17 protein-coding genes are annotated in these 12231 nt (G+C 65.8%); 7 read left to right on the top strand and 10 right to left on the bottom strand.

The genetic code is table 11. The features are described 5' to 3' along the window. Positions 1 to 7: 7 nt before the first annotated feature. Positions 8 to 388, bottom strand: coding sequence for a hypothetical protein (locus ACUDP5_RS07950; protein WP_263915016.1), 381 nt, complete (start codon positions 386 to 388; stop codon positions 8 to 10). Positions 389 to 557: 169 nt separating this feature from the next. Here ACUDP5_RS07950 and ACUDP5_RS07945 point away from each other — a divergent pair, with 169 nt between their 5' ends. Both ACUDP5_RS07945 and ACUDP5_RS07940 read left to right on the top strand, forming a co-directional pair. Next, entirely contained in the window at positions 558 to 1997 is a 1440-nt protein-coding gene (locus ACUDP5_RS07945; protein WP_263915015.1) for an aminotransferase-like domain-containing protein, read from the top strand. Continuing rightward, the gene (locus ACUDP5_RS07940) at positions 1994 to 2572 is read left to right on the top strand and encodes a DedA family protein (protein WP_445658503.1); all 579 of its coding nucleotides are present in this window, start codon (positions 1994 to 1996) and stop codon (positions 2570 to 2572) included. The genes ACUDP5_RS07945 and ACUDP5_RS07940 overlap by 4 nt, the downstream gene beginning before the upstream one ends. Positions 2573 to 2623: 51 nt before the next feature. On the opposite strand, the gene ACUDP5_RS07935 is transcribed toward ACUDP5_RS07940, so the two are convergent. Beyond that, a complete protein-coding gene (locus tag ACUDP5_RS07935) occupies positions 2624 to 2878 on the bottom strand; it encodes a hypothetical protein (RefSeq protein WP_263915013.1) in 255 nt (84 codons plus the stop codon). A gap of 227 nt (positions 2879 to 3105) precedes the next feature. After that, positions 3106 to 3351: a hypothetical protein gene (locus ACUDP5_RS07930; RefSeq protein ID WP_025140270.1), complete on the bottom strand. Its 246-nt coding sequence runs from the start codon at positions 3349 to 3351 to the stop codon at positions 3106 to 3108. A gap of 134 nt (positions 3352 to 3485) precedes the next feature. On the opposite strand from ACUDP5_RS07930, the gene ACUDP5_RS07925 reads away from it, so the two are divergent. The 5 genes from ACUDP5_RS07925 to ACUDP5_RS07905 all read left to right on the top strand — a co-directional run bounded on the left by ACUDP5_RS07925 (position 3486) and on the right by ACUDP5_RS07905 (position 7099). Continuing rightward, positions 3486 to 4091 carry a hypothetical protein gene (locus ACUDP5_RS07925; protein ID WP_263915012.1) on the top strand — a complete coding sequence of 202 codons (606 nt, stop codon included), beginning with the start codon at positions 3486 to 3488 and terminating at the stop codon, positions 4089 to 4091. 80 nt (positions 4092 to 4171) lie between these two features. Continuing rightward, positions 4172 to 4630, top strand: a complete 459-nt coding sequence (locus ACUDP5_RS07920; protein WP_025140268.1) for an Lrp/AsnC family transcriptional regulator — start codon at positions 4172 to 4174, stop codon at positions 4628 to 4630. A 102-nt stretch (positions 4631 to 4732) separates the two neighbouring features. Next, on the top strand, positions 4733 to 5041 hold the full coding sequence (locus ACUDP5_RS07915; RefSeq protein WP_263915011.1) for a hypothetical protein: 309 nt from the start codon (positions 4733 to 4735) through the stop codon (positions 5039 to 5041). Positions 5042 to 5054: 13 nt separating this feature from the next. Next, positions 5055 to 6035 carry a 4-hydroxythreonine-4-phosphate dehydrogenase PdxA gene (gene pdxA, locus ACUDP5_RS07910; RefSeq protein ID WP_263915010.1) on the top strand — a complete coding sequence of 327 codons (981 nt, stop codon included), beginning with the start codon at positions 5055 to 5057 and terminating at the stop codon, positions 6033 to 6035. 86 nt (positions 6036 to 6121) lie between these two features. Beyond that, on the top strand, positions 6122 to 7099 hold the full coding sequence (locus ACUDP5_RS07905) for a bile acid:sodium symporter family protein (protein WP_263915009.1): 978 nt from the start codon (positions 6122 to 6124) through the stop codon (positions 7097 to 7099). A gap of 66 nt (positions 7100 to 7165) precedes the next feature. On the opposite strand, the gene ACUDP5_RS07900 is transcribed toward ACUDP5_RS07905, so the two are convergent. The 7 genes from ACUDP5_RS07900 to ACUDP5_RS07870 all read right to left on the bottom strand — a co-directional run bounded on the left by ACUDP5_RS07900 (position 7166) and on the right by ACUDP5_RS07870 (position 12227). Beyond that, entirely contained in the window at positions 7166 to 8548 is a 1383-nt protein-coding gene (locus ACUDP5_RS07900; protein ID WP_175193926.1) for a replicative DNA helicase, read from the bottom strand. Then, positions 8545 to 9384, bottom strand: coding sequence for an RIO1 family regulatory kinase/ATPase domain-containing protein (locus ACUDP5_RS07895; RefSeq protein ID WP_263915008.1), 840 nt, complete (start codon positions 9382 to 9384; stop codon positions 8545 to 8547). Before ACUDP5_RS07895 ends, ACUDP5_RS07900 begins: the two co-directional genes overlap by 4 nt. A gap of 143 nt (positions 9385 to 9527) precedes the next feature. Continuing rightward, on the bottom strand, positions 9528 to 9983 hold the full coding sequence (gene rplI / locus ACUDP5_RS07890) for a 50S ribosomal protein L9 (RefSeq protein WP_175193925.1): 456 nt from the start codon (positions 9981 to 9983) through the stop codon (positions 9528 to 9530). Positions 9984 to 9997: 14 nt separating this feature from the next. Beyond that, positions 9998 to 10270 carry a 30S ribosomal protein S18 gene (rpsR, locus tag ACUDP5_RS07885; protein WP_006218308.1) on the bottom strand — a complete coding sequence of 91 codons (273 nt, stop codon included), beginning with the start codon at positions 10268 to 10270 and terminating at the stop codon, positions 9998 to 10000. Positions 10271 to 10377: 107 nt separating this feature from the next. Beyond that, positions 10378 to 10701: a primosomal replication protein N gene (gene priB, locus ACUDP5_RS07880; RefSeq protein WP_025140261.1), complete on the bottom strand. Its 324-nt coding sequence runs from the start codon at positions 10699 to 10701 to the stop codon at positions 10378 to 10380. A gap of 50 nt (positions 10702 to 10751) precedes the next feature. Next, entirely contained in the window at positions 10752 to 11126 is a 375-nt protein-coding gene (gene rpsF, locus ACUDP5_RS07875; protein WP_006393715.1) for a 30S ribosomal protein S6, read from the bottom strand. 177 nt (positions 11127 to 11303) lie between these two features. Next, a complete protein-coding gene (locus ACUDP5_RS07870; RefSeq protein ID WP_445658502.1) occupies positions 11304 to 12227 on the bottom strand; it encodes a DUF817 domain-containing protein in 924 nt (307 codons plus the stop codon). Positions 12228 to 12231: the final 4 nt, after the last annotated feature.

The following is a 12231-nucleotide window of genomic DNA, read 5'->3' as shown; positions in this document are numbered from 1 at the left end:
TCATACATCATTTTGAAATCTTGTGCAGCGCACCCAGGCCATTTTGCCGATTATTTTTGCGGATCACGCCAAAAATGCTTCGCACGACGGCCCAGAAGCGCTGCCACGGGCCGGGCACGTCCAGGCAGATCGCCTGCGCGCGGCCAAGCGCCGTCAACACCAGCGGACCGCCTTGCGGCAGGGGATAGCTTTCGCCCGCGTTCAAGCGGACGGGCGGCGGCAAATGCCGGCCTGGCGGCACTTCCGCGCGGTACGGGGCCTCGACGATCAGCAGGCTGCCGCTGACACAGACCACCGTTGCACCGCTGCGCAGGTGCACTTGCCGGGTGGCGCCGGACAGGATGTCGAAACGTTGGGCAGGTAATTCGGGGGCGGGAAAAAGGGCCATGGTCATCTCCAATCTGACCCCTGTAGGCTACGAGCCTGCTGCTTTGCGCAACAGCCACACAACATGGCTTTCTGTACCGATGCAGCCTCTCGATTTCGGGGCTGTTCTGGTGTACTTTGCGGGAATCTGTGCCTACCCTCACACCAACCCCGGGGAGCATGATCGGCGCATGGAACCGCAACCGCTTTATCTACGCCTGGCCAACCACTATCGGCGCGCCATCCAGACGGGGGTCCTGGCCCCGGCCCAGCGCATGCCGTCCGTGCGGACCCTGGTACGGACCCATCACGTCAGCCTGTCCACCGCGTTGCAGGCCTGCCGCCTGCTCGAAGACGACGGCCTGATCGAGGCCCGCCCCCGTTCCGGCTATTTCGTCCTGAAGCCGCGCCGCAGCAGCATCCCGCCTGTGGACGAGCCGGACATCCGCCAGGCCCTGGGCGCCGCGCAATACGTCGGCATCCATGACCGCGTTTCCGACTTCGTGGCCAAGTGCGAGGCCCACCCCGTAAGCGCCAACTTCGCGCTGGCCGCCGCGACGCCCGATGCCTACCCGATGGAAGACCTGAAACAGGCCATGATCAGGACCTTGCGGCATTCGCCCCAGGTGTTGGTCAGCCCGGTGCCGCCGCAAGGCCACCCGGACCTGCGCACCGTGTTGGCCCGGCGCGCGCTGGCCAACGGCATCAACGCCACGCCCGACGACGTCATCGTGACGCACGGCTGCATCGAGGCCCTGAACCTGGCGCTGCGCGCCGTGGCCCGCCCGGGCGACACGATCGCGGTCGAGTCGCCCACCTACTTCGGCCTGCTGCAGATTCTGGAAAGCCTGGGCATGCGCGCGCTGGAGATCCCGACCAGCCCCCAGCACGGCCTGTCCATCGAAGCGCTGGACCTGGCCTTCCAGACACACGGCAACATCCGCGCGGTGGTGGTGGTGCCCAACTTCCAGAATCCGCTGGGCTGCGTCATGCCCGACGCCGAGAAGGCCCGGCTGGTGGCGTTGTGCGAGCGCCAGCAAGTGCCGCTGATCGAAGACGACACCTACGGCGCGCTGACCGACGACGATACGCCCCTGGCCGCCGCCAAGTCCTGGGACCCGACGGGCAACGTCATCTATTGCTCGTCACTGCACAAGACGCTGGCGCCGGGCATGCGGCTGGGCTGGCTGCTGGGCGGCCGCTGGAAGGCCCGCATCGCGATGCTGAAATTCGCGCAAAGCCGGCCAAATGAACCGCTGGCGCAGATCGCGGTGGCCGACTACCTGGGCTCGCGCGCCTACGATCGGCACCTGGCGCGGCTGCGCCGGCAACTGAAGACCCAGCGCGACCAGACCGCCGAAATCATCGCGGCGCACTTTCCGCGCGGCACGCGCCTGAGCATGCCCAAGGGCGGCATGCTGCTGTGGGTGGAAATGCCCGAAGGACGCTCGGGGCTGGATGTATTCGAAGCCGCGCTGCGGCAAGGCATCCGCGTGGCGCCGGGCGCGATGTTTTCCAACGGCACCCGCTACAACCACTTCCTGCGCATCAGTTGCGGCCAGCGCCACACGCCAGACATCGCGCAGGCGCTGGGCACCTTGGCGCGCATCGTCGGCGAGCGTCCCGCATGAATCCGCACCTGCACCAGTTCATCGTCGACTACGGCCTGTGGGCAGTGTTTGGCGGCACGCTGCTGGAAGGGGAAAGCGTGGTGGTGCTGGCCGGCTTCCTGTCGCACCAGCGGCTGCTGCACCTGCCGTACGTCATGCTGTGCGCGTTCGCCGGTTCGTTCCTGGCGGACCAGGTGCTGTTCTACGTGGGCCGCCGCTACCGGGACCACCGCTACGTGGCGCGGGTGCGCGCCCAGCCGGCATTCGGCAAGGCGCTGGCAGCCATTGACCGATATCCCCACGGATTCATCCTGGCCTTGCGATTTCTGTATGGCCTGCGCACCGTGGGTCCGGTGGCGCTGGGTGTATCGCGGGTCTCGCCGCTGCGATTTCTGGTGCTCAATGCGATGGCGGCTGCGATCTGGGCGGTGTGCTTCAGCCTGTTGGGCTATCTGTTCGGACAGACCATCGAGTCGATGCTGGGACGCTTGCACGGCGTGGAAACCAAGCTGGCGGTTGCGGCCGCGATCGGCGTGGTGGTGTGGCTGGCGTACTGGCTCTACGCAAGACGGCGGCGCAAGGGCTCACAGCAATGACCGACCGCACCTGGCCGGCCGCACCTTGCCGGCCGCGCCTGACCGCCGCTCTCAGAACACCAGCTTGCCGCTAGCGCGCATGACATGGCGGCGGCGGGCCTTGCGATACATCGGACCGATGAACGGCAACACGGCCAATCGCCGCAGGATGGGGTGGCGCTGGTCAAAGTCGTGCCAGGCCTTGAAGCCATGGCCCAGGCGCTCCCAGCTTTCGCGCGCCTCGGGCGAGAGTTTGCCGGGGTCGAACGCCGCCAGTTTTGCCGCTTCCGAAACGCGCGCCGCGAGGGGCTTGTTCCGGTATTCCAATGGATACTGATTCCGCATGGGGCCGCATATTACCCGGCTTGGCGGGTGTCTGCCGGCCCCGCGAGGGTGCCGGTTACCGCGTTGTCTGGCGCGCACTTTGACCGCCGGTTGCAAACCCTTGTAATCAAAGGAAAAAGACTGTCTATGCCAGCACTATCCCAAGGCTTGTCCACAGAAGTTGTGGGTAACTTTGCCGGATGCGCCGGCCGGCGGCCTGGCGCCGTGGCTTACTTCAGTGCGGCGATGACCTGGTCGCGCACGCTCTCGAAGCCCGCCACGTACTGGGGGTTTTCCGATCGGGCCAGCAGGCTGGAGTAGTTCTGTTCCAGTTGCGCCTCGATGGCTTCGCGCAGGCCGGGTGAGCCCTTGGCCAGATGCAGCATCGTCAGCAACGCCGAATTGAGCGCATCGATGCGGCCGCCCTGGTGCGAAATGGTGTGCACGATGACTGCGATTTGTTCCTGGGTGTCCATGGGTATGCCTCCTGGTAAAGATATCGGCGCAAATCCTAGCATGGGCGCGCGCGGCCGCTGGGCAAGGCCGGCTGCCCGCGCTAGCATGAAGCGTCGCGCCCCGCCGTCGGCGCGGCGCCACCGGAGCCGTGCCCATGAAGACGATCCAGAACTACCTGCCCCCGGATGCCGCGTCCCTGCAGCGCCTGCAGGACCGACTGGGCTACAGCGACGCGCAAATGACCGAACTGGCGGGGCTGGACGACGCCGCGCCCTGGTCCAGCTATGTCGGTGGCCCCCAGCCGCGCACGCTGGGCCGGCAGCGGTTGATCGCCATGGCCGCCCGGCTGGCGCTGGACGATGCGGCCTGGCAGCGCGTGTTGGCCGCCATGCGCGATGCCGGTGCACGATTCGACTACGGCGCGCCCGCCGCCGCCCCGGCGCCCCCAGCCCCCACTCCCGGCCCCGCAGAAGAAAGCAAGTTCGGCATGCGCCTGGTGAGCGACCATGGCGCCTTTCACGAAATGGAGCAGTTGCGCGAGTTCGCGCACTTTGTCCACGAGTTCGGCGTCAGCGAACTGGTGCGTGCCGCCCGCTACGACAGTGGCGCCGACCTGTGCCGCTTCACGCTCGATAACGCGCAGGCACAGGACCCGGCACGGCGGGACCGCGTCTTCGATGCCGCCTTCAAGACCATCACCCGCTTCGAGTTCGACGGCCGCATCTACCAGGGCGGCATCCCGCCCGAATCCGACGGTTGAATCCGGACCTGCCCCGCCGCCGCAGGCAGCCCGCGCGGATGCATTGACTTGCGCCGCATCGCCCTTGTATGGTCGGGCGCATGAACGAACGCCTAGACGCCATCGACCGCCAGTTGCTCAGCCTGTTGCAGGCCAACGCCCGCGAACCCGCCGCCATCCTGGCGCGCAAGCTGGGGCTGGCCCGCACCACGGTCGTGGCGCGCATTGCCCGCCTGGAACGCGAGAGCATCGTGGCCGGCTACGGCGTGCGGCTGGGGCGCCTGCTGGAAGAGGCCGCGGTGCGCGCCTACTGCTTCATCAGCGTGCTGCCCAAGACGCCCGCCGCCGTGATCCGCGAGCTGGAGAAAATGCCCGAGGTCGAAGAGGTGTCGTCGGTCAGCGGACCCTACGACTACCTGATCTTCCTGCGCTGCGAAACGCACGAACAGCTGGACGCGCTGCTGGACCGCATCGGCCTGATCGATGGCGTCAAGCAGACCCAGACGTCCATCGTGCTCAGCCGCAAGGTCGACCGGCGCAGCGCGGTCGGCGCGCCCTGAGCCGCGCGACTGGCGCGACGCAACGCCGTCCACGCCCTACCCGGGGGACAGCGGGGGCGGCATAATGTTGTAATGTGGTTTATCACCAATTTCGGATCCCCCATGCGTGCACGCCTAGCCTTCTCTTCCGCCCTGCTCGTCCTGCTGGCCGCCTGCTCCAGCATGAGCGAAGTGACGTCCACCGGCAAGAACAGCTACAGCGTCACGTACAGTTCCGGCACGCAGCTGCTGACCTGGGTCGAGATCAAGAACCAGGCGCTGCAACGCGCCGACCAATACTGCCAGTCCATCGGCCGCAAGCTGCAAAAGCCCGCCGTCACGTCCAACCACGCGACGGGCCTGGGTTCCAAGCGCGCCACGGTCAACTTCGAATGCGGCGCCATCGATCCGCCCAAGACCGACAAGCAATAAGCCAGGAACCACCGTGAAGACTCCGCCGCCCGTGGGTATCACCATGGGGGATGCCGCCGGCATCGGCCCCGAAATCGTCGTCAAGGCGTGCGCCCAGGGCCTGAATGCGCCCTGTGTGGTGTACGGCGATGCGGGCGCCCTGCGGCGCGCCGCCGCGTTGCTGGGCGCACGGCTGGACATCGTCGAGATCGCCCATGCGGGCCTGGCCACGGGCGACGCCGGCCAGATCGAAGTCATTGCCTGCGGCCCCGCCCTGCCGCCCGACCTGCCTTACGGCCAGGTCAACGCGGCGGCCGGCCGCGCCGCCTACGATTACGTTTGCGCCGCCATCGATGACGCCCAGGCCGGCCGCATCCGCGCCATCGTGACCGCGCCGCTGAACAAGAAGTCCATGCACGAAGGCGGCGTCGACTACCCCGGGCACACCGAGATCCTGGCCGAGCGCTCGGCCACGCAGGATTTCGCGATGATGCTCGCCAACGATGAACTGCGCGTGCTGCTGGTGACCATCCACGTCGCGCTGGCCGATGTCATCGCCCGCATCACGCCGCAGGCGGAACTGACCGCCATGCGCCTGGCCGACCGCGCCTGCCGCCAGATGGGCATCGCGCAGCCGCGCGTGGCAGTGGCTGGCCTGAATCCGCACGCCGGCGAAGGCGGCAAGTTCGGCCGCGAAGACCTGGACATCATCGAACCGGCCATCCGCCAGGCCCGCGATGAAGGCATCGACGCCAGCGGCCCCTGGCCCGGCGACACGGTCTTCATGCGCGCGCGCCGCGGCGAATTCGACATCGTGGTGGCCCAGTACCACGACCAGGGCCTGATCCCGGTGAAATACCTGGGGCTGGACCACGGTGTCAACGTCACGGTGGGGCTGCCGTTCGTGCGCACCAGCGTCGACCACGGCACGGCTTTTGACATCGCCGGCAAGGGCGTCGCGGACCAGGCATCACTGGTAGCGGCCTTTGACCTGGCCTTGGCCATGACGCCCTGAGCCTGCCCGCGCGACCCGGGTCTACAATACGCCCCGATTCCGGCGCCTGCCGCGCGCCGCCGCTTTCCGTTCTATCCCTGCCTCCCATGTCACGCCTTGCTCGTCTCCTGCCCGACCGCTTCACCCTCTACCTGATCTGCACCGTCATCATCGCCAGCATCGTGCCCGCCCACGGCCAGGGCGTGGTGGTGTTCGGCTGGATCACCAACATCGCGGTCGGCCTGCTGTTCTTCCTGCACGGCGCGCGCCTGTCGCGCGAAGCCATCATCGCGGGCCTGACGCACTGGAAGCTGCACCTCACCATCTTCTCGGCCACCTTTTTGATGTTCCCGCTGCTGGGCCTGGCGCTCAAGCCGGTGCTCGAGCCGCTGGTGACCCCCGAACTCTACCTGGGCATCCTGTTCCTGTGCTGCCTGCCCGCCACGGTGCAGTCGGCCATCGCCTTCACCTCGATGGCGCGCGGCAACGTGCCCGCGGCCGTCTGCAGCGCCTCGGCCTCCAGCCTGCTGGGCATTTTCCTGACGCCGCTGCTGGTGGGCACGGTGGTGGCGAACGCCGGCAGCGCGCCGATCTCGTTCGACGCGGTCGGCAAGATCATGCTGCAGTTGCTGCTGCCCTTCGTGCTGGGCCAGTTCGCCCGCCGCTGGATCGGCGCCTGGGTGCACAAGCGCAAGGCGATGCTGAAGTTCGTGGACCAGGGGTCGATCCTGCTGGTGGTCTACACCGCGTTCTCGGAAGCCATCAACGAGGGCCTGTGGAGTTCGACGCCGATCCCCGCCCTCCTGGGCCTGGTGGTCTGCTGCGCCGTGATCCTGGCGCTGGCGCTGGGCCTGTCGGCGCTGGCGGGCAAGGTCCTGGGCTTCAATGTGGCCGACCGCATCACCCTGCTCTTTTGCGGTTCCAAGAAAAGCCTGGCCAGCGGCATCCCCATGGCGCAGGTGCTGTTTGCCGGCCATGCCGTGGGCGCCATCGTGCTGCCCCTGATGCTGTTCCACCAGATCCAGCTGATGGTCTGCGGCGTGCTGGCCGCGCGCTACGGCAAGCGGCCCGAATCGGAAGCGTGAATTTCCGGCTGCCCAATGAAAAACCGCGCCCAGGCGCGGTTTTTTTATTGGCCGGATCGACGGCGATCAGTACATGTCCTTGGGCTGCGCGCCCGAGAAGTTCAGGAAGCGCGTGCTGGAGCCCTGGAAGGTCAGGCGCACCGTGCCGATCGGGCCGTTACGCTGCTTGCCGATGATGATCTCGGCCGTGCCCTTGTCCGGCGAATCGGGGTTGTAGACCTCGTCGCGGTAGATGAACAGGATCACGTCGGCGTCCTGTTCGATAGCGCCGGATTCGCGCAGGTCGCTCATCACGGGACGCTTGTTGGGACGCTGTTCCAGGCTTCGGTTCAGCTGCGACAGCGCGATCAGCGGGCAGTTCAGCTCTTTGGCCAGGCCCTTGAGCGAGCGGCTGATTTCCGACACTTCGGTAGCGCGGTTTTCGCCCGAACCGTTGCCCGACATCAGCTGCAGGTAGTCGATGATGATCAGGCCAAGCTGGCCGCACTGACGTGCCAGGCGGCGGGTGCGCGCGCGCACTTCCATCGGGCTGAGCGCGGGGGTCTCGTCGATATAGACTTGTGCATCCTGCATCAGTTGCACGGCGTGGGTCACGCGCGGCCAGTCTTCGGCGATCAGCTTGCCGGTCCGCATGCGGTGCTGGTCGAGCAGGCCGACCGAACCCAGCATACGCATGGCCAGCTGCACGGCGCCCATTTCCATGGAGAACACCGCCACCGGCAGCCCCTGCTCGATGGCCACGTGTTCGCCGATGTTCATCGAGAACGAGGTCTTGCCCATGGACGGGCGGCCGGCCACGATGATGAGGTCGCCGCCCTGCATGCCCGAGGTCATCTTGTCCAGGTCCGTGAAGCCCGTGGGCACGCCGGTGACGTCGGAGCTGCCCTCGCGATGGTAGAGCTCGTCGATGCGCTCGACCACCTGCGTGAGCAGCGGCTGGATTTCCTGGAAGCCAGCGGCGCCGCGCGCACCTTCCTGGGCGATCTGGAACACCTTGGACTCGGCCTCGTCCAGCAGCTGGCGCGCTTCCTTGCCCTGCGGGTTGAGCGCGGCCGAGGAGATTTCGTCGGCGATGGACACCAGCTTGCGCAGCATGGCGCGCTCGCGCACGATCTCGCCGTAGCGGCGGATGTTGGCGGCCGAGGGCGTGTTGTGGGCCAGCGCGTTCAGGTAGGCCAGCCCGCCGGCGTCTTCGGCCTTGCCAGCGCTGATCAGCGATTCGTTGACCGTGATGACGTCGGCCGGGCGCGCCAGCCCGATCAGGCGGGCGATGTGGTGCCAGATCAGCCGGTGGTCGTGACGGTAGAAGTCTTCTTCGACCAGCACGTCGGCGATGCGGTCCCAGGCCGAATTGTCGAGCAGCAGGCCGCCCAGGACCGACTGTTCCGCCTCGATGGAATGAGGGGGAACGCGCAGGTATTCGAGCTGGGGATCGGCGGGTGTATTCATGGCTTCAATAGTAACGGCTGCAGGATATCCGCGACGCGGAAAAATCCCTGTACATCGCGCGACGGCAGGCGGCCCAGCAGGGGGCGCAGGGGCGTGGCGATGAAAGTAAGCACCCGGGTCAGGCGGCGCAGACGGGCCTTGACCTCGGGGTCGGGGTTGCACTCGAAATAGACGTCGAGCGCCAGTTTACCCAGCGTGCGACCGACATCGTCGGGCAATTTACGCAAAGACACCAGCGAGGCCAGCATCTGGAACAGGTCATAGGCCTGGGCCAGCGGGCGCGACAGCGTCGAGCCGATGTTTTCCTCGAAATCGATGCGCCACAGTTCGCCGTCACGCAGGGTGATGTTGCGGATCTGGGCGCCGCCATGCCACAGCCCGCGGGCGTGGAAGGCGGCCAGGTCGGCCGCGGCCGCGCGGGCCAGCCACAGCTGCGAGGTGGAGTCTTCGTTGCGGATGAGGTCGGCCAGGTCTTCACCCACGAATTCCAGGACGAGCAGGCCTTGTTCCTGCCACCACACTTCGGGCACGCGGCAGCCGGCCTGCAACAGTTGCTGCAGGCGCCGCGCCTCGTGCTCCAGGCCATTGCGCAGCAGCACGCCGGGACGGGGGAATTCACCCAGGAACAGCTTGCAGCCCACGCCCAGGAACAGCGCCCGCACATAGCGCAACGCATAGCTGACACCGCGCGCAAAACTGGGACGGCGGCGTTTGACGATGCAGCGCACGCCATCGATGGTTGCATCCCGCACCGACGGCTCGGTCTCGGCGTTCAGGCTGTCGAGCCAGGCGCGCAATCCGGGAGGCGCATTGTGGTGGACGGGCGGCTGGGTCAAAAGGTCCTCTGTACAAAACAGCTTGCGGCAGGCGTGCAGCCCGAAAGACTACACGCAAATGCCGGCGATCAAAGCCGGAAGAAGCACGGCAAAAAGAAAAAAAGCCGGCGCGCGGGCCGGCTTTTTTTACCGCGAAGTCCGGATTAGGACAGTTCGCCTTCGATCAGCACGGTGATGTCGACAACGACGTCGGCGTGCAGGGCGACCTGGATCGGGAATTCGCCAACGGCCTTGAGCTGGCCATTGGGCAGACGCACTTGCGCCTTCTCGATGCCTTCGAAACCGGCCTTCTTCAGACCTTCGGCGATGTCGGCGTTGGTGACCGAGCCGAACAGGCGACCGTCGACGCCGGCCTTCTGGGCGATCTTCAGCTGGAAGCCGTTGACGCGCTCGCCCAGGGCTTGGGCAGCGGCCAGCTTCTCGGCCTGGACCTTTTCCAGTTCAGCGCGGCGGGCTTCGAATTCCTTCAGGGCGGCGTCGGTTGCGCGACGGGCCTTCTTCTGGGGAATCAGGAAGTTGCGGGCGTAGCCATCACGCACGCGAACGACTTCGCCGAGGTTGCCCAGGTTGACGACTTTTTCGAGCAGAATAACTTGCATTTCAGTGCCCCGGATTAGTTGTGGTTGTCGGTGTAAGGCAACAGGGCCAGGAAGCGCGCGCGCTTGATGGCGGTGTCCAGCTGACGCTGGTAGATTGCCTTGGTGCCGGTCAGGCGAGCCGGGATGATCTTGCCGTTTTCTTGCACGAAGTCGCGCAGGGTGTCCAGATCCTTGTAGTCGATCTCTTCGACGCCGGCTGCGGTGAAGCGGCAGAACTTACGACGCTTGAAGAGCGGGTTCTGCTGCGTGAATTTGCGTTTTTCTTTGCGTTTTCCGAAGAAAGCCATGATATGTGCCTCTATGTTTGAGGGGACCGGATCAACCCTTTTCGGGCCCGATTCCCCATAACCTATCCGTATTCAGAAGGCGCCTTCGCGCCCGTTGCCCTTACCCGTCAAGCCACCAGCGGATCGCGTCCTGCGCTGCCGCTGATCTTGCGTGCCTGCTGCAGATGCAGCTTGAACTTCACGGAGTCTTTGCGGACGGGGGCCAGAAACCCCTGCACCTGCAATTCGGACCCCAACGCCGTTCCTTTCAACAGCAACGCCAGATCGCCCAGTGCCACGGCCGAGATCGTCAGTTCCACACGGCGCGGATGGCCGGCTTCGATGACCTCGGATTCGTGCGCCAGCACCATTTCCAGTGCGGGCAGGCCGGCGGGAGTGTGGCGCAAAGGCTCGCATTCGAGAACGCGGGCGCTGAGTTCCAGCTTGTTCATCCTGCCAGGCACCAAGGGGACTTCATGGGTGGGCTCTGCGTGAGCCCTGCTTACTCGGCCTGAGCCGCGACAGCTTCCGCCGAAGCCTTGCGGGCTTCTTCACGCTCGACCGACTTCATCATGATCGAGGGAGTGGTCTGGGCCTTCTTGGTCTTGATGACCAGGTGGCGCAGGACGGCGTCGTTGTAGCGGAACGAGTGTTCCAGCTCATCCAGCGTGGCTTGGCCGCACTCGATGTTCAGGCAGACGTAGTGAGCCTTGACGAGCTTCTGGATCGGGTAGGCCAGTTGACGGCGACCCCAGTCTTCCAGGCGGTGAACCGAGCCGCCTTGGCCCGTGACCAGCGCTTGGTAACGCTCGACCATGGCGGGCACTTGCTCGCTTTGGTCGGGGTGAACGATAAACACTACTTCGTAGTGACGCATGAGTAAAACTCCTTGAGGATGTCTCGCAGGCCGTTTTCCAGTGCTTTCTCTATCACTGGTCTTTTGCTTCAGACTTGGCTTGCAAGGGGCAGCCCGCTACCCAAAAAGCATGGGTGGTCGAGCAAGAAAGCTCTCGATTATCACCGATCGGGCCTGTCGACGCAAGCCGCGGACGGATCAAGAAATGGGGGACGTGTTATTCGGCGCCCCCTGCCCGGCCGCTTGCGGCGCATCCGCAACGCCAATCGGCTGGGGACGGCTGACGAGGCTGACCATCACGTAGCTGATGATCATGAGCAGGAACCAAGAGCCCAGCTTGGCGATGGACACCATCTGCCAGACGTGGGCCTGGTTGGGATAGCGCCAGGCGTTGGCAAAGGTGCCGATGTTCTCGGCAAACCAGATGAACAGCGCCACCAGCACGAAGCCCAGCAACAGCGGCATGCGCCGGTAATCGCGCCAGATGCGGAAATACACCCAGGTGCGCGCGAACAGCACCGCCGTCATCCCGAACAAGGCCAGGCGAAAATCGGGGATGAAATGGTGCGAGAAGAAATTCACGTAGATCAGCACCGACAGCACGACCGTCGCGGTCAACGGCGGATGCGCCCGGAAGCGGAAGTCGAACAGGCGCCAGACGCGCGCCAGGTAACTGCCGACCGCCGCGTACATGAATCCGGTGAACAGCGGCACCCCGCCGATGCGCAGCACGCTGGCCTCGGGGTAGATCCAGGACCCCGCCGCTGTCTTGAACAGCTCCATGCCGGTGCCGACCACATGGAACATGAGGATGACCTTGGCCTCGCTCCAGGTTTCCATGCGCAGCGCCAGCAGCGCGGCCTGGATGCCCAGCGCGGCGAGCGTCAGGAAATCGTAGCGGGCAAGCCAGGCGTCCTGCGGATACCACCAGTGCGTGGCCAGCAGCAAGGCGCACATCAGCCCGCCGAACAGACAGGCCCAGGCCTGCTTCACGCCGAAGCGGAAGAACTCATAAAGCGCCAGCCCGAAACGGCCGCGGCCGGCCAGGTGTCCGGCCAGCCGCGCTTCCCGATCCGCCAGTCTCGCGATGAGCGGCCAGTCGGTGGCCGCCGGATGACTCACGGAA

The organism is Achromobacter sp. NCFB-sbj8-Ac1-l, assembly GCF_052695805.1.
Note: the sequence above shows the minus strand (reverse complement) of the source record. Positions and strands in the feature narration are given on the sequence as shown.

What these genes read in the sequence shown, in the direction of transcription:
- ACUDP5_RS07925 (WP_263915012.1), top strand. Translation starts at nt 3,486, where the DNA reads ATGAAGACGATCCAGAACTACCTGCCCCCGGATGCCGCGTCCCTGCAG.
- rplI (WP_175193925.1), bottom strand. Translation starts at nt 9,983, where the DNA reads ATGCAAGTTATTCTGCTCGAAAAAGTCGTCAACCTGGGCAACCTCGGC.
- rpsF (WP_006393715.1), bottom strand. Translation starts at nt 11,126, where the DNA reads ATGCGTCACTACGAAGTAGTGTTTATCGTTCACCCCGACCAAAGCGAG.
- ACUDP5_RS07930 (WP_025140270.1), bottom strand. Translation starts at nt 3,351, where the DNA reads ATGGACACCCAGGAACAAATCGCAGTCATCGTGCACACCATTTCGCAC.
- ACUDP5_RS07915 (WP_263915011.1), top strand. Translation starts at nt 4,733, where the DNA reads ATGCGTGCACGCCTAGCCTTCTCTTCCGCCCTGCTCGTCCTGCTGGCC.
- ACUDP5_RS07905 (WP_263915009.1), top strand. Translation starts at nt 6,122, where the DNA reads ATGTCACGCCTTGCTCGTCTCCTGCCCGACCGCTTCACCCTCTACCTG.
- ACUDP5_RS07920 (WP_025140268.1), top strand. Translation starts at nt 4,172, where the DNA reads ATGAACGAACGCCTAGACGCCATCGACCGCCAGTTGCTCAGCCTGTTG.
- priB (WP_025140261.1), bottom strand. Translation starts at nt 10,701, where the DNA reads ATGAACAAGCTGGAACTCAGCGCCCGCGTTCTCGAATGCGAGCCTTTG.
- ACUDP5_RS07940 (WP_445658503.1), top strand. Translation starts at nt 1,994, where the DNA reads ATGAATCCGCACCTGCACCAGTTCATCGTCGACTACGGCCTGTGGGCA.
- rpsR (WP_006218308.1), bottom strand. Translation starts at nt 10,270, where the DNA reads ATGGCTTTCTTCGGAAAACGCAAAGAAAAACGCAAATTCACGCAGCAG.
- ACUDP5_RS07945 (WP_263915015.1), top strand. Translation starts at nt 558, where the DNA reads ATGGAACCGCAACCGCTTTATCTACGCCTGGCCAACCACTATCGGCGC.
- ACUDP5_RS07900 (WP_175193926.1), bottom strand. Translation starts at nt 8,548, where the DNA reads ATGAATACACCCGCCGATCCCCAGCTCGAATACCTGCGCGTTCCCCCT.
- ACUDP5_RS07950 (WP_263915016.1), bottom strand. Translation starts at nt 388, where the DNA reads ATGGCCCTTTTTCCCGCCCCCGAATTACCTGCCCAACGTTTCGACATC.